Source organism: Cobetia sp. Dlab-2-AX (assembly GCF_024124625.1).
Lineage (GTDB): Bacteria > Pseudomonadota > Gammaproteobacteria > Pseudomonadales > Halomonadaceae > Cobetia.
Window position 1 is genome coordinate 266257 of record NZ_JAMXRV010000004.1, and the last position, 21569, is coordinate 287825.

At 62.9% G+C, this 21569-nt stretch carries 17 protein-coding genes and 1 tRNA gene; 10 read left to right on the forward strand and 8 right to left on the reverse strand.

Annotated features, from left to right (window positions below; all coding sequences use genetic code 11):
• Positions 1 to 320 precede the first annotated feature (320 nt).
• Positions 321 to 2453 carry a TonB-dependent siderophore receptor gene (locus NH396_RS09040; protein ID WP_253063115.1) on the reverse strand — a complete coding sequence of 711 codons (2133 nt, stop codon included), beginning with the start codon at positions 2451 to 2453 and terminating at the stop codon, positions 321 to 323.
• A 262-nt stretch (positions 2454 to 2715) separates the two neighbouring features.
• Positions 2716 to 3420, reverse strand: coding sequence for a hypothetical protein (locus tag NH396_RS09045; RefSeq protein ID WP_176676131.1), 705 nt, complete (start codon positions 3418 to 3420; stop codon positions 2716 to 2718).
• A 253-nt stretch (positions 3421 to 3673) separates the two neighbouring features.
• Between NH396_RS09045 and NH396_RS09050 the strand changes: the two genes are divergently transcribed.
• Positions 3674 to 3750 (forward strand) — tRNA-Ile (locus NH396_RS09050).
• Between the two features lie 25 nt (positions 3751 to 3775).
• Here the strand turns inward: NH396_RS09050 and NH396_RS09055 are convergent.
• Both NH396_RS09055 and NH396_RS09060 read right to left on the reverse strand, forming a co-directional pair.
• Entirely contained in the window at positions 3776 to 3955 is a 180-nt protein-coding gene (locus NH396_RS09055; RefSeq protein ID WP_253063116.1) for a hypothetical protein, read from the reverse strand.
• Positions 3956 to 4018: 63 nt separating this feature from the next.
• A complete protein-coding gene (locus tag NH396_RS09060) occupies positions 4019 to 4576 on the reverse strand; it encodes a PRC-barrel domain containing protein (RefSeq protein ID WP_176676133.1) in 558 nt (185 codons plus the stop codon).
• A 672-nt stretch (positions 4577 to 5248) separates the two neighbouring features.
• On the opposite strand from NH396_RS09060, the gene NH396_RS09065 reads away from it, so the two are divergent.
• The 3 genes from NH396_RS09065 (at position 5249) to NH396_RS09075 (ending at position 6998) form a co-directional block, all read left to right on the forward strand.
• Complete coding sequence (locus NH396_RS09065) at positions 5249 to 5608, forward strand: hypothetical protein (protein ID WP_253063118.1); 360 nt, start codon at positions 5249 to 5251, stop codon at positions 5606 to 5608.
• Between the two features lie 621 nt (positions 5609 to 6229).
• Positions 6230 to 6544 carry a hypothetical protein gene (locus NH396_RS09070; RefSeq protein ID WP_043333132.1) on the forward strand — a complete coding sequence of 105 codons (315 nt, stop codon included), beginning with the start codon at positions 6230 to 6232 and terminating at the stop codon, positions 6542 to 6544.
• A 226-nt stretch (positions 6545 to 6770) separates the two neighbouring features.
• Entirely contained in the window at positions 6771 to 6998 is a 228-nt protein-coding gene (locus NH396_RS09075) for a hypothetical protein (RefSeq protein ID WP_176676135.1), read from the forward strand.
• Between the two features lie 130 nt (positions 6999 to 7128).
• Here the strand turns inward: NH396_RS09075 and NH396_RS09080 are convergent, their stop codons facing one another.
• Positions 7129 to 8742, reverse strand: a complete 1614-nt coding sequence (locus NH396_RS09080; RefSeq protein WP_253063120.1) for a peptidoglycan DD-metalloendopeptidase family protein — start codon at positions 8740 to 8742, stop codon at positions 7129 to 7131.
• A gap of 509 nt (positions 8743 to 9251) precedes the next feature.
• Here NH396_RS09080 and NH396_RS09085 point away from each other — a divergent pair.
• Positions 9252 to 10157: a LysR family transcriptional regulator gene (locus tag NH396_RS09085; RefSeq protein ID WP_176676137.1), complete on the forward strand. Its 906-nt coding sequence runs from the start codon at positions 9252 to 9254 to the stop codon at positions 10155 to 10157.
• 140 nt (positions 10158 to 10297) lie between these two features.
• Positions 10298 to 11308: a glutathione S-transferase family protein gene (locus NH396_RS09090; RefSeq protein WP_176676138.1), complete on the forward strand. Its 1011-nt coding sequence runs from the start codon at positions 10298 to 10300 to the stop codon at positions 11306 to 11308.
• A gap of 40 nt (positions 11309 to 11348) precedes the next feature.
• Here the strand turns inward: NH396_RS09090 and NH396_RS09095 are convergent, their stop codons facing one another.
• Positions 11349 to 11861: a YaiI/YqxD family protein gene (locus NH396_RS09095; protein WP_176676139.1), complete on the reverse strand. Its 513-nt coding sequence runs from the start codon at positions 11859 to 11861 to the stop codon at positions 11349 to 11351.
• Positions 11862 to 12438: 577 nt separating this feature from the next.
• On the opposite strand from NH396_RS09095, the gene NH396_RS09100 reads away from it, so the two are divergent.
• From NH396_RS09100 to nfi, 3 genes are all read left to right on the forward strand, one after another.
• Positions 12439 to 14130: a DEAD/DEAH box helicase gene (locus NH396_RS09100; RefSeq protein ID WP_176676140.1), complete on the forward strand. Its 1692-nt coding sequence runs from the start codon at positions 12439 to 12441 to the stop codon at positions 14128 to 14130.
• Positions 14131 to 14308: 178 nt separating this feature from the next.
• Positions 14309 to 14881 carry a hypothetical protein gene (locus NH396_RS09105; RefSeq protein ID WP_176676141.1) on the forward strand — a complete coding sequence of 191 codons (573 nt, stop codon included), beginning with the start codon at positions 14309 to 14311 and terminating at the stop codon, positions 14879 to 14881.
• A gap of 41 nt (positions 14882 to 14922) precedes the next feature.
• Entirely contained in the window at positions 14923 to 15690 is a 768-nt protein-coding gene (nfi, locus tag NH396_RS09110; RefSeq protein ID WP_253063122.1) for a deoxyribonuclease V, read from the forward strand.
• A 49-nt stretch (positions 15691 to 15739) separates the two neighbouring features.
• Here nfi and NH396_RS09115 read toward each other — a convergent pair whose 3' ends face one another.
• Positions 15740 to 19279, reverse strand: coding sequence for an AAA family ATPase (locus tag NH396_RS09115; RefSeq protein WP_176676142.1), 3540 nt, complete (start codon positions 19277 to 19279; stop codon positions 15740 to 15742).
• Complete coding sequence (locus NH396_RS09120) at positions 19276 to 20691, reverse strand: exonuclease SbcCD subunit D C-terminal domain-containing protein (protein ID WP_176676143.1); 1416 nt, start codon at positions 20689 to 20691, stop codon at positions 19276 to 19278. The genes NH396_RS09115 and NH396_RS09120 overlap by 4 nt, the downstream gene beginning before the upstream one ends.
• A 432-nt stretch (positions 20692 to 21123) precedes the next feature.
• Between NH396_RS09120 and NH396_RS09125 the strand changes: the two genes are divergently transcribed.
• Entirely contained in the window at positions 21124 to 21543 is a 420-nt protein-coding gene (locus NH396_RS09125; RefSeq protein ID WP_176676144.1) for a DUF1499 domain-containing protein, read from the forward strand.
• Positions 21544 to 21569 lie beyond the last annotated feature (26 nt).

The following is a 21569-nucleotide window of genomic DNA, read 5'->3' on the forward strand; positions in this document are numbered from 1 at the left end:
TTGGAAGAGACTCGCAGCCAGCTGGGACAGATGGCTCAGGTGCGAGGACCAGTCAGGACATTCATCAAGTGCCGCGTTTGCGGTCGTTGTTGTTGGGGAGTTATTGGCGATGTAGTCGTCACGTCAATCACGCGAGCCGTGGGCATCGGTATCACGTGATTCGACATCGTAAGCGCAGAGTGCGAGTGCGATGTCAGAGGTGCCTGCATGCTAGGTGTTTCAGATGATGAGTGGTTCAGGGCGATGGTGCCGGCGACATCCTTGCCGCCGGCGAGTCTTGCGGATCGATTCAGAATCGACGGACTGCGGAGGTGTCGGGATCAGAAATCATAGGTCAGGGTCGCGGTCATGCTGCGTTCGGCACCGTAGTAGCAGAAGCTGGTGTTATAGCAGGACGCGATGTATTCCTTGTCGAACAGATTGCTGACGTTGAACTGCACGCTGGTGCCGCTCCAGCCGATCTGGCTCAGGTCGTAGCCGACCAGGGCATCGACCAGTGCATAGTTCGGCACCTTCTCGGTGTTCTCGGAATCCGCCCACATGTCGGCGTAGTAGCGCACGCCGAGGCCGGCATTCAGACCCGTGAGCGGGCCTTCATTGAAGGCGTAGTCACCCCAGACGCTGACCTGGTGCTTGGGCACCTGGTTGGCATCGTTGCCTTCGGTGCCATCTTCCGCCTTGGCATAGGTCACGTCGGTGTAGCTGTAACCTGCCTGCAGCGCGAAGTCGCGGGTCACCTGGGTACGGGCTTCCAGCTCCAGGCCCTGGGACTCGATCTCGCCGTAGGCGGTGTAGTAGCTGTCTTCCGGGTCCTTGGAGGCGACATTTTCCTGATTGATGCGGAACAGCGAAACGCTGTACTGATCACGCGTGCCGTTGGGCTGGTACTTCATGCCGACTTCGACCTGCTTGCCGGTGGTCGGGTCGAGCAGGTCGCCGTCTTCATCGGTGTAGGAGTTTGGCGAGAAGGACGTGGAGTAGCTGACATAGGGCGAGATGCCGTTGTCGAAGCCGTAGATCAGGCCGATGCGGCCGCTCATCTCGTTGTCGTTCAGCTCGCTGGTGGTGTTGTAGTCACGATCGGTGTTCTTGATGTTGACCCAGTCCTGACGCAGACCGGCGGCCAGGTTCCAGCGACCCCAGCTGATCTGGTCCTGCAGGTAGACACCGGTCTGGTCCAGCTCACGCTTCTGGTTCTCGGTGGCATAGATGGAGACATCGGCATCGCTGCTGCCGGAGACATCCAGCGTGCTGGCGGTGCCGTATTCCCAGTCCACGTCATTGGTGCGGGTCTGATAGTCGGCGCCGAACAGCAGGGTGTGATCGAAGGCGCCGGTGGAGAAGCGGCTTTCCAGCTGGTTGTCGACGGTCCAGGCGCGCAGGCTTTCCTCGCCGCCGGAGTAGTAGCGGGTCAGCTCGGTGTCCGAGGCCCAGCCATAGGCGTAGACCTGCTCGAGGTCCACATCGGAACGCAGATAGCGGAATTTCTGGCGTGCGGTGACAGCGTCATTGAAGCGGTGCTCGAAGTCGTAACCGAGCATGCGTTCGGTGCGATCGAATTCCTCGTAGTCTTCGTCACCTTCGTAGAAGTCGTTGCCGAGCTTGGTGCCGTTGTAGCTGACCACTGTGCCTTCGTAGGGCAGGCCTGAGTGGTAACCGCCTTCCGGGTCCTTCTGGAAGTAGCCCATCAGGGTGACGGTGGTGTCGTCGGTGACGTCCATGGTGATCTGCGGCGAGAAGGCGTAACGCTCTTCCTCGACGGAGTCGACCTGGGTGTCCTCGGCGCTGGCGAGGCCGGTCAGGCGGTAGGCGATACGCTGCTCGTCATCCAGCGGGCCGGTGAGATCGAAGGCTGCGCTGCGTTCGTTGTCGTCGCCGACGGTGAAGCGGACCTGTCCGGAGTCCTGGAACTCGGGGCGCTTGGACTGCATCGCGACGAGGCCACCTGGCGAGGAGCGACCGTAGAGGACGGAAGACGGCCCTTTCACCACCTCGATGCTGTCGAGGAAGTAGGGGTCGATGGTCATCGAGCTGTAGGAGCCCGAGTCACCCATCAGCTTCAGGCCATCCAGGAAGGTGTTGCTGACACTGCCATCGGAGAAGCCACGTAGCACCAGATAGTCATAGCGGTTGGAGGCACCGATCTGGTTGGTGAAGACGCCCGGCGTGTAATCCGCGGCACGCTGTACCGTCTCGACGGCGCGCTTGTCGATATCGTCGCGCGTGATGGTGGAGACGGCCTGGGGGGTTTCCAGATAGCCGGTGTCGGTCTTGGTAGCCGCTGTGGTGGTCACCGTCATGGTGTCGAGGGTCTCGTCCTGAGACTCACGGTGGTCGGCCGCCATGGCCTGGCCGGCAAAGGGCAGGCTAAGGCCAATCGCCAGTGCCAGAGGGTGCCTGGGCAGGGTCATCAGCAGGGAGCGAGTGGCTTTATGTGTGGCGGAGTCTTTCATGAGCGCGGTGTTCCATCCGGAATGATTTATATAGGAATGATTCTTGTTCGTCGTTTTCTCCTGTGGGTAGACGTTCAGATGACAGCTTTCTGAACCATGAATGAGAATTATTTTTATCATTATCTTATGTCGTGGCGTCATGAGGGCAGGCCATCGCCGTCAGGCGTGTCCTCGTTGGCCGGCGCAGGCCGTCATCCTCGGCGGCTACCGGCACAAAAAAACCGCCCCGTGGGGCGGTTCTGATGACGCGCTGTGCGGAAAGTTACTGGTCGACCATCTCGCCCTGCAGCGTGACGGGAATGTCGCCTACCAGCTTGCCGTAGCCCAGCAGGTTGAGCAGCGTGCTGCCGATCTGATTTCTGGCGACTTCTGCACTGTCCAGAGAGATTGGGTCGGCGTTGATGAAGGTCAGGTGGGTGGCATCCTGACGGGTGACCTTCAGCGGCAGGATCTCGCGGTGGGTACGGTTGCCATCGGTGGCCGAGAAGGGCACCTGCATGCGCGTCGTCTGGCCGGGCTCCAGCGCCGCGATGGCCAGCGGGTCAAGATTCAGGGTCAGCGTGGCCAGGCGCATCTGGCTGACGCCGGACAGCCACGGCGGCAGCTCGCCGACCTTGTCGAGCAGATCGGTCTGTCCGACGCTCAAGGGAATGCTCATCTTGCCATCATCTCCCACGGTGCCGCTCAGGCCATTGAGGTGATGCACGTGCTCCACGTTGCCCTGGCTGCCCTGCGCGGTCAGCGTCGCGGTGGCGCCGCTGCTGTCGGGTACCAGCTGCCAGGCGGCCTGGGTCGGCAGGCTGACACCGATACCACTCATGGCGAAGGCCAGTGCAGCGGCCTTGATCGGGGCGCTGAAGCGGCCTCCGTTGGTCGTGCCGGTGAGTCGGCTGGCGGGTTGGCCGGTCGAGCGGCGCGCAAGCGTGCGGCTCAGGGCGCGGGTCCAGCGAGAGAAAGGCAATGACATGTCATGACTCCTGATGGCCAGGGGCTTGATCGGGCGAGGCCCGCCATGAGCGCCTGGAAAAGATTCGATGCTGCAATGGCACCTTGGACAGACGGCGGCGCCAAGGGTTCGCGGCACTCGTCGCAGACAACAAGGCTGATGGGGGAGGACCAACGCACATCTCGCGTCGCAACCGGGAGTGGGAAATCGCTATGTTGTTGAGTTTTCGGGCTTTCCCGAGGCTCATGCTTTCGCTATCATATGCGCGCTGCATGGGCCCATAGCTCAGTTGGTTAGAGCACTCGACTCATAATCGATTGGTCGCAGGTTCAAGTCCTGCTGGGCCCACCATGCATGCCTTCCAGTGGGGTTTCATTCAGCTGATGCTCGAAAGCTCCAGTGCCCCGACAAGTCGCCAATGGCGGCTTTTTTTGCCTGCCATTCCGGCTTCTCTGGCTGTTCTTTCTCTTCTTTCTTTCTCTTCTTCCCCCATCAGTGCATCAATGGCGTGATTTCTCGTGGTCCTGAACCACGAAAGCCCCATGCCGTGGGGCATGAGGCGTTTTCCTCTGCATTGATGCGGATCATCCGATTCAGGTGATCTCTTGCAGGGTCGCTATCACTGAGTCTCTTCTTCCATTTTCTGCTCAGTGTCATTGGCGGCACCGCTGATGGCGTTGCCGGCGGTGGTCAGCGCATTGGCAGTCGCCTGACGAGTGTCCTGCCATGCGCTGGCAGCAGTGTTCTTGGTTTCATCCCAGGCCGCTGCGGCGCTCTTGCGCGTGTCCTGCCACCAGTCAGTGGTGTAGTTCGGCTGCTGCTCGAACTCGCTCATATCCATGTCGAGGTGGATGCGGTATTCCAGGGCGTCCGGATCATCGCCCTGCTCGGTCTCGAGGGTGAACTTGCCCGTTTCCACGACGTACTGGTTCTCGTCCAGCCCCATGGAGTCATCGCTTTCGATGACCAGAGCGGCAACCTGCATGTTGTCGTCAAGCAGGATGTCCTCGACTTCACCGACCGCATTGCTGTCATCGTTGTGAAGGTAGACATCGGCATCCATCAATTCATCTGCGGAGTAGAGCCCCTGCGGACTGGCCATGGCCATGCTGGTAGTGGACAGCAGCGTGGTCGCGGTGATCGCACCCAGAATCTGTTTACGGTTCAGCTTGCTCATGCAGTACTCCTTGCGTGTTGAATCGGTACTTCTGGTCTGGTCCATCGAGCGCTTCCTTCTCGCTCGTGGCGCAAATGATTCGCCAGAACCATGACCTTACCCACTGAGATCCTGACGAGACCGACAAGTTTCAAGGGGGTGAAAGAAAAACTTGTACGAGAATTTCTCTGTCTGTCACATGCAAGGTGTAATGGAGCCCTGTACCTGTCACGAATAGGGCGCCCGCACACTGTCAGCAGGGGCCTGATGAAGGGGGCGAGTGGAGGATGCGAGCAGAGAGGTGAGGTGCTGAAGGGGGGGGCAAGGTCCGCTCTGTACGATGCAAAAAGTCGAAAAAGACATCTGTTTGTGCCGAAATCAGTGCGTTTTCGAGGCTTTTCTGCTCGCTGGCTGGCTTCCTGAAGAGTGGAGCAAGATGTTTTACACGTCAGATGAGGCTTTTTGTAGCGAAGTGTTACACAGTTTCTGTGGGGCGCTATCATGCCACAGCGGGCACATGGTGAGAGGTAAACGCTTGATCAGCGCACACGTAAATGCCTGCCAATTCCTCTACGCTAGCTGTACAGTTACGTTTTGATACGCGTTAAAACTTGTACAAATACTTGTAAGTGTCTAACTTTGTATTTGTCGAAGCACGGCGGGGTAGGCGGGAGATTTCCTGATACGACATTGATGGAGCTGCAGAGCCGCTTTTTCAATCCCCTGTCAGGTTGCCGCAAATTTTCACATCGTCATGCCGCCCGCTCCACCGGTTTCGAGCACATGTTTTTCATCATGGATCCAATGGAGGGCATCGAGATGAACACAGTACGCAAGGTTCCCATGGAGTGTTCACGCTGTGGCAGCAACCGGGTTCACCTCGAAGATTCCCCGGCAGATGATGACATCGTCAGTTGTGCCGAATGTGATGAGTTTCTGGGTGTCTGGTTCATGTTGCGTGATCGCCTTGAAGTCAGTGCACGCAAGCGAGCTGCGATTGACCCGGCTCTTATGGCGCAGAAGGTGGTCCAGCAGTTGGACGCCCCGACCTGAAGCAAGTGCCTGCAAGGCCAGTGTTCGCCAGTGTTCGTGAGGGCGCACAAGAGTTTTTTACCCCTGTGTCAGCAGTTTGTCGTTCTGTCTCGGTCAATCGAGACTTGACGTCTGGCACTGTAGGTTGAGTAGAGATTTCCGTGATACCGCTGACGACTGTTCAGCGTCCTGGTTGACCTGCGACGAGCCGCGTTGCTTCCGCGATAGGTCGTATTCTGCCTGAGAGTGTTTTCCCGGCCTTTGGTCGGGATTTTTTTGGGCTCAAGCCCATCAATACCCGTCTTACGCCCGTCCGAAGAGTGGTGTGGCAGACATTCCTTGATCTGGTATGCGTTTGATCTGCGTCATTCGCGAGGTGTTATCAGACTGTAAGATAGTGCTGTCAGACTCTTGCCGGTCGCGCGGCCATGAAGAGTGTTTCGCGCTCTGTGCGATAGCTTTCGCAGCCGTGAGCGAAGAGGCTGACCAGCGATAAATTGTGGCATCTAACCAAAAGTGCAATGGAGCCTGTTGCTATCTGTCTCCATCATGCGCACGCAAAATGAGCCACGTCTTGATGTTTCCTGTACTGAGAACCTGGTCATGACATCGTCATCTTTTGCGTCGAAAAGGAGTTCGCGCATGTTTACCCCATCAGTCCCGACCCGTAATGGGCCTCAGTGTCCCGAATGCAACGAAGCGCTGGATTGGCCTGCCCGTGATCTGCCGGATGATCACATCCTCAAGTGCCCCAACGGCCATGCGTTGTGTTCGATGGGCGATTTTCGCCTGGCGGCACGTGAGATGGCGCTGCAGGAAGAGTTCCGCCTGACGCGTGATGGCGCCAGGTCACACGGCCAGCATCGTGTGCCGGAGCGCCCCGTCGCGCGCATGTCCAACACCGCAAGTCACGGCACCAGCCATGAGTCGCTTGCCGGCAGCATCAGCGCCGCGTGACATCTGTCTGTTCGCGCCTGCCCCTCAAGCCCCGGGCACCGTGTCGGGGCTTTGCGTCTGAGCGCAGTGCCTGGGCGCGGTAGCTCGGTGAGCTAGCTCGAGCCGAATGGCGAGCGACTCCTGGCCAGCGGGGTTGCATGCCGTGTGAGTGGCCCCATGTCTTGGGGAGCCGCCAATCGATCAGCTTCAAGGTGAGCGGCCCAGACACCGAACAGGAGAATGCTTCATGTCAGATCTTTCCGAGGAACTGCGTATTCCCAAGCCGTGCCCGGACTGTGGTAGCCAGCGAGTCCGCGTCTCGCAGGTCCATAATCCCGACGACAAGGTGTTCTGTGCATCCTGCGGTACCTACATCTGTCTGTATGCCGATGTGGCCAAGATGCGTGAGGAGGGCACGAGCAGCGAAACGGAAGAGCTGCTGGAGCAGGCCTCCAACAAGGGCATCAAGAAGTGACCTGATCCCCGGCTGAGACACCGACAAACGAAAAGGCCCCCACCGTATGGTGAGGGGCCTTTTCGTTTGTCGTGCGTGTTTCCTGTCAGGCGCAGACCCTGTGCTTGAGGGCCCGCGCCTGGGTTCGCGTCTAGCTCTCGTCACCCTGACTCGGGGTGGAGGCCTTGGCGATGGCGCCAGTGTTGTCGGCGGCTTCCAGCTTGGCCAGCATGTTCTCTGACTGACGCTTGAAGTTGGCGAGCGCCTTGCCGGACAGAGACTTGTTGTTCGGCAGCTGAACGCGCATGGGATCGACCTGGCGGTTGTTGACCATCACCTCATAGTGCAGGTGCGGGCCGGTGGAGCGGCCGGTGTTGCCTGACAGGGCGATCTTCTCACCCATGGTCACGCGCTCGCCTTTCTTGACCAGCGGACGTGACAGGTGCAGATAACGGGTCTTGTAGCCGTTGTCCATGCGCAGCACCAGATAGCGACCGGCCAGCGGGTGGTTGCCGACCAGCTCGACGACGCCATCCGCGGTGGAAAGCACCGGCGTGCCGGTACGCACCGCGAAGTCAGTGCCCTTGTGCGGGCTGATGCGTCCGGTCACAGGGTGGCGACGGCTCAGGTTGAACGGCGAGCTGATGCGCGCCTTGTGCGCCAGCGGGTAGCGATTGAAGGCCGGGTCGAGGCCCTTGCCATCAGGGGTGTAGTAGCGGCCATCGCTGCTGTTGCGCACCACGGTCAGTGACTTGCGAGAACCTTCGTAGCGTGCGGCGAGGATGCGGGAATCCATGCTGGTACCGTCGATCATGTCGGACTCGACCAGTACCTGGAACTTGTCACCCTTGCGCGTATCGCGTCGGAAATCGATCTTCTTGCCCAGCACCTGGGTCAGCTGGCTGACTTCCGCGACGCCCAGGCCAGTGGATTCCGCTGACAGGGAGAAGCTGCCACTGACCGTACCGGCGAACATGCGCTGAGTGGCCTGGGTCGCCTTCTCTATCTTGGCGACATTGAAGCTTTCACCGCCGGTCTCACGCTTGACCATGAAGCCGCGACGCGCGTCCTTCATGATGCGCAGCGCCAGCAGGTTGCCGTCTTCATCCAGCTTGTAATCGAAGCTGTCGCCGATGCGCCAATGCGTCAGCACGCGCTTGTCAGGCAGCGCCTTGAGGATGCGCGTGGTTTCGCTGTAGCCAAGGCCCAGCGAGCGCTCCGCCATCACGGCGAAGGTATCACCGGCCTGCACGGTATAGGTCTGCCACTCGGGCACATAGACTTCCTCGACCGCCAGCTCGGTCTGCAGCGTCGGGCTTTCGCCGAGCTCGACCGGGTCGACGGAGAGGTCGTCATAGGAGGTGCCGCCGGCCTGTTCGTCGGTCGCGGTGCCGATGACGGCTTCCGCGGTCTTCACTGCCGCCGGCGCCAGTGCCACGATCGGGGCTGCCGTCTGGCTGTCAGGGTGATAGTTGGCATCCGTCAGCAGTGTCGGCATGTCGAAATCGATGGCGACGATCTCGCTGGGCGTCAGCGCTGCCAGCGGAATGTCACCGGAGGCCGAGCTGGCCGCTGTCTGATTGGCGAGCTGCGCCGGGCTCAGAGGAGACTGAGTGTCGTCGGCGGCAGCAATTGCCAGCGGCAGCTTGGCCGGGGTGCTGGAATTTGCACTGGCCAGATCGATGGCGATGGACTGTGATGTCTTGGAGACATCAGGAGCATCGAATGTTTCGAGAAGCTTGTGAGCACCCAGCACGGTAACCATGGTGGCAACAGGTAAAAGAAGATACTTGTGCGCGCGAGGGAGCGAATGAAGAATTCGCAGCATATGTGACCGATAAAGTTATGTGAAATGAAAAGATGGCAACAATGAGGCATTCGAACCTTAACCAAGGTTCCCATCGTTCGATAGGCTGGACGCATATCCAGTATGAGTAATTCAACCCTGTTTAGATCATTGACGACGCAGTTGGCGGTACCGGCAACATGAGGTCTGGCGAAAATAGCGCCATTTTTGCTTAGGAAACGCTGTTCAGGCAGTAAATCCTGCTTGGTGTTAAATTTTGTAAAGTTAAGCAAAATAGCGTATTTGTCCTCCTGCATTTCAGAGGATGCCGTCCTGATGTCCGAGGATTGCGACCAGATGTCGGGAGTCTGACAGCACAGAATGCTCTTTTGCTTCCGTCGGGTTGCAGTATCAGGTGTCTGGTTTTTTGCGTCTGGCATGTCAGGATTGCCCCGTGCATTCCCGTACGTTCTGCAAGAGGAATCCCGATGTCGTCACGCGTGACACTGGCTCAGTGGCAGATGCTGGCCGCCGTGGTGGACCACGGCAGCTTCGCGCGTGCGGCGGCCGCGATCCACAAGAGTCCCTCGACCCTGAATCACGCCGTGCATCGTCTCGAGACCTTGCTGGGCGTGCAGGTGCTGGAGCCGGTCGGGCGCAATGTCCGGCTGACCGAGGCGGGTGAATTGCTGCTGCGCCGGGCGCGTCAGCTGATCGAGAATGCGCGGGCACTCGAGGATGTGGCCGATGCGTTGTCGGCAGGCATGGAGAGCGAGATCGCCATCGCGGTGGATCAGCTGTTTCCGTCGGATGTGCTGGCACGGGCGCTGGAAGCCTTCTCGACGGCCTACCCTCAGGTGCGTGTCCAGCTGCACGAGACGACGCTGACCGGCGGGCGCGAGCTGTTCGAGGAGAAGGAAGCGGACCTGTTGATCAGCGGCCTGATGCTGGATGACCATCTCGGCACCCCGTTGCTGCGTGAAACCTTCATCGCCGTAGCGGCGCCGGGGCACCCGCTGCATGCCCTCGGGCGTCCGCTGGATCTGCGTGACCTCGTGCAGCATCGCCAGCTGGTGGTACGCGACAGCAGCCGTTCCAGCGGCATGGATGCCGGCTGGCTCAAGGCCGAGGCGCGCTGGACGGTGAGCCACTTGGCCACGTCAGTCGATCTTGCCGAACGCGGACTGGGCTTCGCCTGGTTGCCCCGCACCCGCATGAGCGAGGCTCTGGCTCGGGGGCGGCTGTTGCCACTGCCGCTGGCCAATGGCGGCGAGCGCGAAGTGTCGCTGATGCTCTATCTGTCGGACGATGATCGCGCGGGCCCTGCCGTCCGGGCGATGAAGGCGCAGCTGCACGCTGCCGTCGAGCGGGATGCCAGCGAGCGGCGTTCCTGAACGGCGTGAGGGCTTGAGAAAAGCGCGTGACGTGATCGTTCGAGACACTCGATCGTTGCCACGCAGTGAATTCGCTTGCGCTGTCGCGCTTGGCTCTTAGGCTGGGGGCATCCCCTCAAGCCATACAAGGAGCGTGCAAGATGGGCTTACTGGTCGACGGCAAGTGGCAGGATCGCTGGTATGACACCGACAGCACCGGCGGTGAATTCAAGCGCGAGAGCGCGCGGCTCAGGGATTGGGTCGTGGCGCCCGATGCCACGCTCGAGGGGCCGCAGGGACAAGCGGCCGTGCCCGCCAGCGCAGACCGTTTCCATCTTTACGTCTCGTTGGCCTGCCCCTGGGCGCATCGCGCGCTGATCATGCGCTCTCTCAAGGGGCTCAAGCCGCTGATCGGCATGTCCTGCACCAGCCCATTGATGCTTGAACATGGCTGGAGCTACCTCGAGGAAGAAGGCTCCAGCGGTGATCCGATCAATGGCGTGCGCTATCACCACCAGCTCTACACCCTGACCGACCCGCACTACACCGGCCGTGTCACCGTGCCGGCACTGTGGGACAAGCAGACCGGTCGCATCGTCAACAACGAGTCGGCGGAGCTGGTGCGCATCTTCAATGACGCCTTCGATTCGCTGACCGGCAATGATCTGGATTTCTATCCAGAGGACCTGCGCGGCGAGATCGATGCCATCAATGCCGAGGTCTATGACAAGGTCAACAATGGTGTCTACAAGACCGGATTCGCCACGCGGCAGGAGGTCTACGAGCGTCACTTCACGGCGCTGTTCGAGTGCCTGGATTTACTGGAGCGTCGGCTGGCCGACTCGCGCTACCTCACCGGTGAGTGGCTGACCGAAGCGGACATCCGGCTCTTCACTAGCCTGGTGCGCTTCGACGTCGTCTATCACGGTCACTTCAAGTGCAACCAGCGCCGCATCAGCGACTATCTCAATCTCGCCAACTACCTGCGTGAACTCTACCAGTGGCCGGGTATCGCCGAGACCTGCCACTTCGATCACATCAAGACCCACTACTACGGCAGCCAGCTGGCCGTGAATCCGACCGGCATCGTGCCCATCGGCCCGGCGCTGGACCTTGAGGCGCCCCATGATCGTGAGCGCCTGACGGGACAGGGCATCCGCCGTCACGCCTGACGAAAGTCTCCCGGATTCCTGCCGTTGCCTCCGGCGCGGGTCAGGCGCCCGGTCTCGGACGTCTGGCCTTCGCCAGCCAGCGATCCAGAGCGTTGCCGAAGTCGCGCTGCTCGCGCTGGCCATAGGCGGACGGGCCGCCGGTATGCTCACCGCTGGAGCGCATGCTTTCCATGAAATCGCGCATCTGGACCTTGGCGCGGATATTGTTGGCATCCAGCGTCTCGCCACGGCTGGTCATCACCAGCGCGCCTTTCTCGATCGCTTCCAGCGCCAGTGGCAGGTCGGAGGTGATCACCATGTCGCCGCGACGTGCACGCTCGACGATCAACTGATCCGCCGCATCCGCGCCGGCCGGCACCGACAGTGCCTTGACGTGCGCGGAGCGGGGCAGGGGAACCTGGTGATTGGCCACGAACCAGGTGGGCGTCGCGGTGCGTTCCGCGGCGCGCACCAGGATGTCGCGCGCGGCGCGCGGACAGGCGTCGGCGTCGACCCACAGCGTGGCGAGGGGCTCGCTCGAGTCAGTGCTGGCGGGGGCTTGCGTATCAGTCATGCCGTCTCCTGTCAGAGAATGATGGGCGAGGGCGCGCCGCGCCGATGAGCGTCAGGCTTGCGACCAAGGTCAAAAGAAAGGATGCAGAATGCGCGAGGGACTGCTAGAATGCCAGCTCCTCGCATGTAGTGACCCACCATCCTGAGTAGCCGAGCCCGACGTGATCGCCGTTTCTTGTGGCCATCAGCCGGTATTTCGCGCCTCCCGGACCGCGTGGCGTAGCTTGCCCCAGCCATCCGTGACCCCTCGATTCGATCGATGTCCGGCCGCCGCGATGCAAGACCCGTCCCTGTCCACAGTGTGCATGATGGAGCGCCCCGAGACTCTGAGTAGAAGAGCCTCTGGTTGCTGTACGGTCGCCGCAGCGTTGTGCCTGAAAGTGGAAATGCGTCCATCTTCAGAGCAACCCGGGCCCGTCCATGCCAAGACGTCCAGCACTCGTACGTTTTTTCTGATGATGCCAGCGCCTCGTGCCTGATCGCATCGCCAGACGGAGCCCTTACGCTTCGTGTCGGTTCAACCCGACCCATTCTTCAGCTGCAAGCTTCACTTGCAGCCATTTAGGTGTGAGATATACATGACCACGACTTCCGTCGTCGATCGCTTCAGCGATCTTGCCCTGCTGCCTGCCGTCCTGACCTCTCTCGAGAAGCTGGGCTACGAAACGCCGTCCCCCATCCAGGGCCAGACCATCCCGAGCCTGCTCGAAGGCCGTGACATGATCGGCCAGGCCCAGACCGGCACCGGCAAGACTGCGGCCTTCGCTCTGCCGCTGCTGACCCGCCTGGACCTCGACCGCCGTGAACCGCAGGTTCTCGTGCTGGCTCCGACCCGTGAGCTGGCCCAGCAGGTCGCCGTCAACTTCACTCGCTACGGTCAGTTCATGCGTGGCCTGGAAGTGGCCACTCTCTGCGGTGGTCAGGACTACCGCGAGCAGATGCGTAGCCTCAAGAGCGGCGCCCAGATCGTCGTCGGTACTCCGGGTCGTGTCATCGACCACCTGGACCGCAAGAGCCTGAAGCTTGACGGCCTGTCCGCACTGGTGCTGGACGAAGCCGACGAGATGCTGCGCATGGGCTTCATCGATGACGTCAAGCGCGTCGTCGCCGATACCCCGAAGGAAGCGCAGCGTGTCTTCTTCTCCGCGACCCTGCCGGCCGAGATCGAGCGTATCGTCAACCGTTACCTGGTTGATCCGGTCAAGGTGACCATCAAGTCCGAGTCCAAGACTGCTTCCACCATCGAGCAGATGATGGTGCGTGTCGAAGGCGGCGCGAAGCTGGAAGCCCTTTCCCGTCTGCTGGAAGTCGAGACCGTCGATGCGGCCATCGTCTTCGTGCGCACTCGTGCGGCCTGTACCACTGTCGTCGAGCAGCTGATCGCTCGCGGTATCTCCGCGGCGGCACTGTCCGGTGATCTGGACCAGTCCCTGCGTGAGCGCACCGTGACTCGCCTGAAGCGTGGCAAGGTCGACGTGCTGGTCGCCACCGACGTCGCTGCTCGTGGTCTGGACGTGGCGCGCATCACCCACGTCATCAACTACGACCTGCCGGGTGACAGCGAAGCCTTCGTTCACCGTACCGGTCGTACCGGCCGTGCCGGTCGTGAAGGTCGTGCCATCACCTTCGTCAGCGGTCGCGAGATGCGCAAGGTCCGCTGGATGGAGCAGGCCCTTGGTCAGCGCATCACCGAACGCCAGCTGCCGAGCGAAGACGAGATCCGTGCTCACCGTGACGCGGCCTTCCGCGCTCGCGTCGTCGAGGCCCTGGGCAGCAGCTCCAACGGTCATCGCGCGCTGGTCCAGAGCCTGATCGAGGAAGGTCACGATCCGGTCGAGCTGGCCGCTGTCTTCGTCAAGATGGCGCGTGCCGGAGAGACGCCGATCCAGTCCCTGCCGAAGCCGGGCGCGCGTCGCAACGAGCGTTCCGAGCGTGGTGAGCGTCCGGAGCGTGGTGAGCGTCGCAACTCTGCCCCGGTCGCCCGGGAAGGCATGAAACTGTACCGCGTGGCCGTCGGTCACCGCGACGGGGTCAAGCCGGGCCAGCTGGTTGGCGCCCTGGCCAACGAAGGTGGCATCGAAGGTTCACGCATCGGTCGCATCGACATCCGCAACACGCACAGTGTCGTGGAACTGCCGAGCGGTCTGCCGACCAGCATCGTGTCCAAGATGGCGCGTGCTCGCGTCGCCGGTCGCCCGCTGGAGCTGTCTGAAGATGGCGGCCGCCCGCAGCGTCGTGAAGGTGGCAACGACGATCGTCGTCGCGCCTGATCAGGCCTGAGTCGGGCCAGCACTGATCGCAGTGTTGGCCACGGCTCCTGAAAAGACCGGTACCTCTCACGAGGTGCCGGTTTTTTTGTGCCTGGACGAAAGGCATCCCCGGTGCTGGTATCCTGTCGTGACATGGCGGTGGCGCCTTCACCGTCGATCATTTTCCGAGGATGCCCACATGATCTCTTCACTCGATGCCTTGCGCCGTGGCCTGCCCGCCACGCCTGCCCGCCAGCTGATGCTGTGTACTCTGCTGGCGACACCCTGGTTGCCACTCAGTGCGGCCCACGCCGAGTCCGACATGCCCGTCAGTAGCGCCACGCCGGAGATTCGCATCCCGCTGGTCTCGCTGGAGGCCCTGCGTCTGGCACCGGTGGTGTCACCGCAGGGCGAGACGCTGGGCAAGGTCGAGGATGTGCTCAGTGATACGCGTGGCCAGATCCATCGCCTGCTGATTCGCCCTGACGCCGGTGACAAGGCGGCCAGCATCGACTTCTCGCGCTTCACCCGTGAGGCGGTCAGTGACCCGCTGGCAGCCGCGGCGCCCGGCGACATCCGCTACCGACTGGTGCTCGACATGACGCCGGAGCAGCTGACGGCCCGCGCGGACCAACCGCTGTCCAATCGCCTGTCGCGTCAGCTGGAACGCAGCATGGGGGAGGTCGGCAACGGGCTGGACAGCTTCCGCAATCAGGCGGCGGAGGTGCTGCGTTCACTGGGCAAGCAGCTTGAAGGCGAGGGCGATCGATAGCATCTGAGGGAAAGAGACTCGCAACCGCCGAGAGGGAATGCATGAGTGAGTGGATGGCAGCACTGCACGATTGGAATCTCGACCCTGCCGCCGCCGTTGCCAAGCAACGCGAAATGGCCACTCGACTGACGCTGACACCGCCCTGGGGATCAAGTCCCGACGCGTGGCCAGCGACCATCACCGGGGTTGATATCGGCTTCGAGGATGGGGGCGAGGTGACACGCGCGGCGGTGGTGACGCTGGATCTGGCGACGCTGGAGCCCCTCGAGCAGCAGCTGGTCCGTCAGCCGACCCGCATGCCCTATATTCCGGGTCTGCTGTCGTTTCGCGAGCTGCCCGCCGCCATCGCCGCCCTCGAATCGCTGGAGCGTCCGCCCGAATGCCTGATGGTGGACGGCCACGGCATCGCACACCCGCGCCGCCTGGGCGTGGCGGCGCATCTCGGCCTGTGGTGTGACCTGCCATCCTTCGGCGTGGCCAAGAAGCGCCTGTGCGGCAAGTATGGCGAACCGGGCGATGCGCGCGGTGACTGGGTCGCGCTGACGGATTGCGTGCGTGAAGCGGATGGCAAGCTCGGCATCATCGAGAATACTGAGCTGCCCAAACGCGAACAGCGCAGCCAGCTGGGCGCCGTGCTGCGCTCACGCGCGAAGGTCAAGCCGGTATTCGTCTCGCCGGGCCAGCGCATGAATCTGGACACGGCGCTGGCGATGACCCTGCACTGTCTGGGCAAGACCAAGCTGCCCGAGCCGACCCGACTGGCGGACCAGCTCGCCAGCCGCCGCCTCAAGCGGCTTCGTGATGCCTAGCTGCCTCAAGCGGCTACGCTGAACCTGGCTTCGTGACGCCTGACCGCCGCTAGCCTTCGATCTCCAGTCGGCTCTGGCCGTTGCCCGAGGGGCGCACCGCGATACGCACCGGAATGCGTTCATGCATCTCGGCCACGTGCGAGATGACCCCGACGCGACGGCCGCTGGCCTGCAGGCCATCCAACGCCTCCATCGCCAGGGCCAGCGAATCCGGGTCGAGGCTGCCGAAGCCTTCGTCGATGAACAGCGATTCGATGCGCAGCTCACCGGAGGCCATGCCCGCCAGGCCCAGCGCCAGCGCCAGCGAGACCAGAAAAGTCTCGCCGCCGGACAGCGAGTGCACGCTGCGCAGCTCGTCGCCCATCTCGGTGTCCACCACCACCAGTCCGAGCGGGCTGGCGCCGCGCGCCAGACGATAGCGGCGCACCAGATTGGCCAGATGCAGATTGGCATGCTCGATCAGACGCTCGAGGTTGAAGGCCTGGGCGATGGTGCGGAATTTGGCACCGCTGGCACTGCCGATCAGCTCCGACAGCGCGCCCCAGCGTTCATGGACTGCGCGGGCGCGGGCCAGCTGCTCGCCAAGTTCGGCGCTGCCGCTGCGGCGCTGATCATCATTGAGTATCGCCGCCTGCGCCGATTGATGGGCCTCGCGCACGGCAGTGAGCGGTGTCTTGAGCGCCGCGATCAGGCCGGCCAACGCCTCGCCAAGCGCGTGGGTATCTTCCGCGGGCCGTGGCTGCGCATCCTCCGGCGCACCAGCGTCTTCTTGCGGGAGCTGCACATGAGCCTGCAAGCGAGCATGCAGCGCCAGTGCCTGCCGGGCCTGGGCGCGAATGACGCCCGTCTCTTCAGTCCCCGCCGCGCCGTCTCCCGCCACACCTTCTCCAGCGATACCTGCTCCTGACGTCTCCTCGGCGGGCGCTGCCAGCTGCTCGAGTACCGTCTGCCAGTTGGAGGTTCGAGCGGCCTGCCAGTGTTTGAACTGACGCGCATTGCGCTCCTCACGCAGGGCATCCGCGCGTGCGACGCGCTCGTGGGCGCTGCGCAGTTGCTGGCGCAGTGCCTGCAGCTCGTGATCCTCGACGGCCAGCAACTCCGCGATGCGCGCATCATCCAGAGCAGGGTTCGCTGCCTGCCAATGCGAGCGTTCGCTATCGAGCGAGTCCTGCTCCTCGCGCAGCTCCGTCTGGCGTTGCTGCAGGTTGGTCTGTTGCTGCGTCAGCTGCTGTTGCTGATCGTTCAGCTCCTGCAGTGCCTGACGCGCATCCTCTTGTTCGTTGCGCATCCGGGTGGTCAGCGACTCGATCCAGTCGGACCAGTCGCTCACGCTGGCATGCTGCCGCTTGGGGTCCGCGCTCAGCTGCTGGGCAAGCGTGCCGCTGAGCTGCTCGATCTCGCGCGCCAGCGCAGTGATCTGCGTCTCGCACTGTTGAAGCTGAGCCTCGCCATGCTGGCATTGCGTCGTCAGCGTGGCGTGGCGTGTTGCCAGTGCCTGGCGTTGCTCACGCAGTGGCGTCAGTTGACGCAGTGTCGTCACCAGCGTGTTCTGGCGGGCGTCCAGCTCCCCAAGGCGCTGCTCGATCAGTTGCAGTGCGTGGGCAGCCGGCAATGTCGGCAAGGGTTCAAGCTGGGGGTGCTCTGACAGCGAGTGCCGGGCCAGAAGTTCGGTCAGCTTCGTCTGGCAGCTCTGCGCCTGCTGCTGCAGGCGTTGCAGCTCCGAGTGCAGCTGGGTCTGTTCCTGCTGCAGATAGCCGAGCTGCTGCTCGAGGCGGGCGTGCTCGTGACTGGCCGTCTCCATGGCTTGCTGTGCGGTGGCCGTGGCCTGGCGACGCTGGTCAAGGCGCTCGCGGGCCTGCTGTTCCAGCTGAGCGATCAGCGCCTCGGCCGGTGCGGCCTGGCCGGCGGCGGGGTGCTCGTGGCTGCCGCACACCGGGCACTCCTCGCCCTGAACCAGCCCGCGGCGCAGCGCCAGCACATTGTCGCTGCGTGCCAGACGCTCCTGCTCCTGCTGGCGGCGTTCGGCGTCTTCCTCGTGGCGCGCCTGGTCGCGGGCCTGCAATGCCTGCACCTGCCGGGCAGCCACATCGCGCAACGCCTGTTGCTGTCGGGGCAGCTGCTGCTCCAGCTCGACAAGACGCTGCTGCACTTCATCACGGCGGGCCAGACCAGTGATCTGCTCGCTGAGTACGGGCTTGAGCTCCAGTAGTGCATCGCGCTGACGTTGCAGCTGGTCACGATACTCTTCGGCATCGCGCAGCGGCTGGCCGGACTCGTCGACCAGCGTTGCCTGCAGCTGCTGGAGTTGCTGCTCCAGCTGCTGACGCTGGCGATCCTGCGCCTCGAGCTCCTGCTGATGTTGGCCGAGCGTGTCACGCAGGCGTTGCTGTTCACTCAGCTGGCTGGCGTGTGCTTCGCGTTGTTGCGCCAGTCGCGAGGCCAGCTGACGTGCCTCTTCAAGCTTCGGCAGCTGCTCGCCGCGCCAGGTCTCGCAGCGCTGCATGCGTTCATCGGCAGCCTGCCTGGCGGCTCGGGCCTGCTCAACCCTGGGTGACAGGGTCTCTAGCTGCTGCTCCAGCTGGGCCAGTTGCGTGACCAGCTGCGCATGCTGCGGCGCGATCGCCTTGAGGCGCAGCAGGGCAGGGCGAATCGGCGCGAGGGCTTCCAGGGCGCTGAGTTTCTCGCGCTGACGGGAAAGATCATCACCGACGGCGTGGGCCTCGGTCTGTTCCTGCTGCGCCTGACGCAGGGCCTGTTCGAGTTCGCCCGCCGTGGTGGTCCACTGGTGATAGGCCGTCATCGCATCATGCTGTGCGCTGAGTCGAGTCATGGCCGTCTGGCGCAGATGGACCTCCTCCTCGAGCGCCTGACGCTCCTGCGGGCTGGCCGGCAGCTGGCCTTCCAGCTTGCGTTCCAGTTCAGCGACGGCCTCGCGGGCGGCGCGCTCGCGCTCATGGGCGGCCATCGAGATCTCGGAGTAATGGCCGGTATCGGTCAGTTTCTCCAGCAACTCCGAGCGTTCATTGTCTTTGGCGCGCAGGAAGGCGCTGAACTCGCTCTGCGCCAGCAGCACGGCGCGGGTGAACTGCGCGAAATTCAGCCCCAGCCTGTCGATGATCAACGCCTTGGCGTCATTGTTGGTGGTGTTGAGGGTCTGAGCCGGCTGGGTGTCATCGCCGGTGGCCAGCAGCTGGAGATGTTGCCTGGCATTCTGCAGGCGGCCGCCGGGCTTGCCGCGTGCGCGGCTGACCGTCCAGCTGGCGCGATAGCGCAGCCCATCGCGGCCGATGAAATCCACCTCGGCCTTGCCTTCGCCGCAGCCACGCCGGAGCAGGCTGCGCGGGTCCTTGAGCGTCAGCTGATGCTCTCCGATGTCGGTCAGTTTACCGTCGCCCGGAGTCTGATCTAGGCGCGGCGTGGTGCCATAGAGCGCCAGACACAGGGCATCGAGCAGCGTGCTCTTGCCGGCCCCGGTGGGGCCGGTGATGGCGAACAGGCCGGCATCGGACAGCGGCGCCTTCTCGAAGTCGACCTCATGCGTGCCGGCAAGCGATGCCAGGTTGTCGAGACGCAGGGCGAGAATCTTCATGCCTGACCTCCCTTGGCCTTGTCTGTCGAGGCTGTCTTGTCTATCGAAGCCGCCTTGCCGGCCTTGCGAGCGGGCCGGGTGGCTGGCTCGCCTTCGAGGCGCGTCTCGCGCGCGGCCTCGACCTCCTCGAGCAGCTGGGCGAAATCCTCGATCAGCGTCGGGTCCGGCTCACTGTCATAGGTGGCGAGATAGTGACGCTCGAACAGCCCCATCGGCCCCAGCTCATCGAGCTTCACGCCCTTCGGCGCGCGATGCTCGGCACTGGGCGCCGGGTAGCGGGTGGCCAGCTTGATCAGACGCAGCGGCGCGCCTTCCAGCAGTGCCTCGATACGGGCGCGCAGGTCGATCAGCGGGGCTTCCAGTTGCACGGTCACTTCCAGCCACGGCCAGCGTGTCGGCTCGAGATCCTCTTGCGCCTCGGCGACCAGCGCCGTGAGTTGAGTGGTGATCTCGGCCAGTGGCGCAGGCCCGACGCGCGTGAGAGCGACATGGCAGGGCACGCGATGCTCCTCGACCTTCTCCAGGCTGTCATTGTTGAGCGTGACATCGAGAATGCGGTGACCGTAGTCGACCTCGGAGAAGTCCATCGCCAGCGGCGTGCCGCAATAGCGGATGCGCTCCTCGCCGCCCACGCGTTGCGGGCGATGCAGGTGGCCCAGCGCCACATAGGCGATGTCGTCGGGGAACAGGCTGGTCGAGAGCGCCTCTTCGCCGCCCATCAGGATCGGGCGCTCGCTGTTCTCGGACACCTCGCCGTCACGCATGTGGGCATGACCCATGGCGATCAGCGCCTCGCCGGGTTGGCGGGCGGCACGCGCAGCACTGACCAGCTGCTGGTGCACGCGGGCCACGCCGTCGCGGTAGGCCTCGCTGCGGGTGCGTTCGCCCTTGCCTGCTTCCCCTTCCTGCTCGGCTGGCTCGCCGCTGCTCAGGCCGGTGACCTCGGCCGGGCGCAGGAAGGGCACCGCCAGACACAGGGCGCGGCACTTGCCGTCACGATCGTGCAGAGGCACCAGCAGATGCTGGCAGTCGAGACTGTGGGCATCGTCGCCGTCGGTGGAGTCATCCACCCAGCGCACGCGCCCCAGCGCATGGGTCTTGAGGCGGGCCAGCAGCGCGGCCGGCAGCTCGATGCGCGAGCCGGAATCGTGATTGCCGGCGATCATCACGATCTCCAGCGCCGCGTCCTGCTCGTGGGCGCGCACGATGAAGTCGTAGAGCAGCTCCTGGGCGGCCAGGCTCGGGTTGACCACATCGAACAGGTCTCCGGCGATCAGCAGCGCATCCGGCGCCAGAGTCTTGAGCTGCCCGAGCAGCCAGTCGAGAAAGGCAGCATGCTCGACGTGACGGCTCTGGCCGTGAAAGCTCTGGCCGAGATGCCAGTCGGAAGTGTGCAGGAAGCGGAAGCTCACGATGGGGTCCTTGCGAAGTCGTCTGGCCGGCGGCTGGGGCTGGAGCTGCGGATGGGGCAAAGCCGGGCCGGGTGAAATGCTGCCCAGTGTACGGTCTGGCTTCGCTGGGGCGGAAGAGGGCACGGCCTCAAGCCGCTCAAGGTGCGGCGCATTATCAGGCAGATGATCTGGATCAAGGCCTTCCACGGGCAAAATCGACAAAAGTCGCTACGCTGAAAGTCGAGGCCCTTGTCATTCACCGACAAGCCCGTGCGATGGCAGCGTGTGGGAGTTGCCTCAGCGAATCACATCAGCGGAGCAGCCCGCACGGGGCTTTCTTGCGCGCAGTCTTCTCAAGGACTTCGCAATGTCTTCAAGCTGACTTGGATAACAATCAGGCTGGTGACAGAGGATGCTGTTACCGACGCCCAGAGATGACAGGAAGGATTCGAAATGCGCCAAGGTCTTTTTGCTTCACCTCGTCCCGACAATCTCGGCCTGCATGATGGCATGCTGGCTCCGGCCCCCAGCACCCCCAACGGGGTCAGTTCCCAGGCCACTGACAGCAAGCACTATGTCGCGCCACTCCCGATGCCGCAGGATTGCTGCGTCAGTGCGATGGAGAAGGTGCACAGCATCATAGAGTCCATGGGCCATGCTGAAATCATCAGCGAAGATGGCGGCTATCTGCACGCCGAGTTCCACACCCCCGTGCTGGGCTTCGTCGATGATGTGGAAATCGTCTGCAATGAAGAGGAGGGGGTCTGTCATGTGCGCAGCGTCTCACGCAGAGGGCATTCCGATCTCGGCAAGAACCGTCAGCGGGTCGAGGACATTCGCCAACGCCTGGAAGGCTGGGGCTACTGCAGCTGACGCTTGTCGATGAACCTGAGCTTGAA

Coding starts and splice junctions, on each gene's coding strand:
- NH396_RS09040 (WP_253063115.1), bottom strand. CDS start 2,453: ATGAAAGACTCCGCCACACATAAAGCCACTCGCTCCCTGCTGATGACC.
- NH396_RS09045 (WP_176676131.1), bottom strand. CDS start 3,420: ATGTCATTGCCTTTCTCTCGCTGGACCCGCGCCCTGAGCCGCACGCTT.
- NH396_RS09055 (WP_253063116.1), bottom strand. CDS start 3,955: ATGCCCCACGGCATGGGGCTTTCGTGGTTCAGGACCACGAGAAATCAC.
- NH396_RS09060 (WP_176676133.1), bottom strand. CDS start 4,576: ATGAGCAAGCTGAACCGTAAACAGATTCTGGGTGCGATCACCGCGACC.
- NH396_RS09065 (WP_253063118.1), top strand. CDS start 5,249: ATGGAGCTGCAGAGCCGCTTTTTCAATCCCCTGTCAGGTTGCCGCAAA.
- NH396_RS09070 (WP_043333132.1), top strand. CDS start 6,230: ATGTTTACCCCATCAGTCCCGACCCGTAATGGGCCTCAGTGTCCCGAA.
- NH396_RS09075 (WP_176676135.1), top strand. CDS start 6,771: ATGTCAGATCTTTCCGAGGAACTGCGTATTCCCAAGCCGTGCCCGGAC.
- NH396_RS09080 (WP_253063120.1), bottom strand. CDS start 8,742: ATGGTTACCGTGCTGGGTGCTCACAAGCTTCTCGAAACATTCGATGCT.
- NH396_RS09085 (WP_176676137.1), top strand. CDS start 9,252: ATGTCGTCACGCGTGACACTGGCTCAGTGGCAGATGCTGGCCGCCGTG.
- NH396_RS09090 (WP_176676138.1), top strand. CDS start 10,298: ATGGGCTTACTGGTCGACGGCAAGTGGCAGGATCGCTGGTATGACACC.
- NH396_RS09095 (WP_176676139.1), bottom strand. CDS start 11,861: ATGACTGATACGCAAGCCCCCGCCAGCACTGACTCGAGCGAGCCCCTC.
- NH396_RS09100 (WP_176676140.1), top strand. CDS start 12,439: ATGACCACGACTTCCGTCGTCGATCGCTTCAGCGATCTTGCCCTGCTG.
- NH396_RS09105 (WP_176676141.1), top strand. CDS start 14,309: ATGATCTCTTCACTCGATGCCTTGCGCCGTGGCCTGCCCGCCACGCCT.
- nfi (WP_253063122.1), top strand. CDS start 14,923: ATGAGTGAGTGGATGGCAGCACTGCACGATTGGAATCTCGACCCTGCC.
- NH396_RS09115 (WP_176676142.1), bottom strand. CDS start 19,279: ATGAAGATTCTCGCCCTGCGTCTCGACAACCTGGCATCGCTTGCCGGC.
- NH396_RS09125 (WP_176676144.1), top strand. CDS start 21,124: ATGCGCCAAGGTCTTTTTGCTTCACCTCGTCCCGACAATCTCGGCCTG.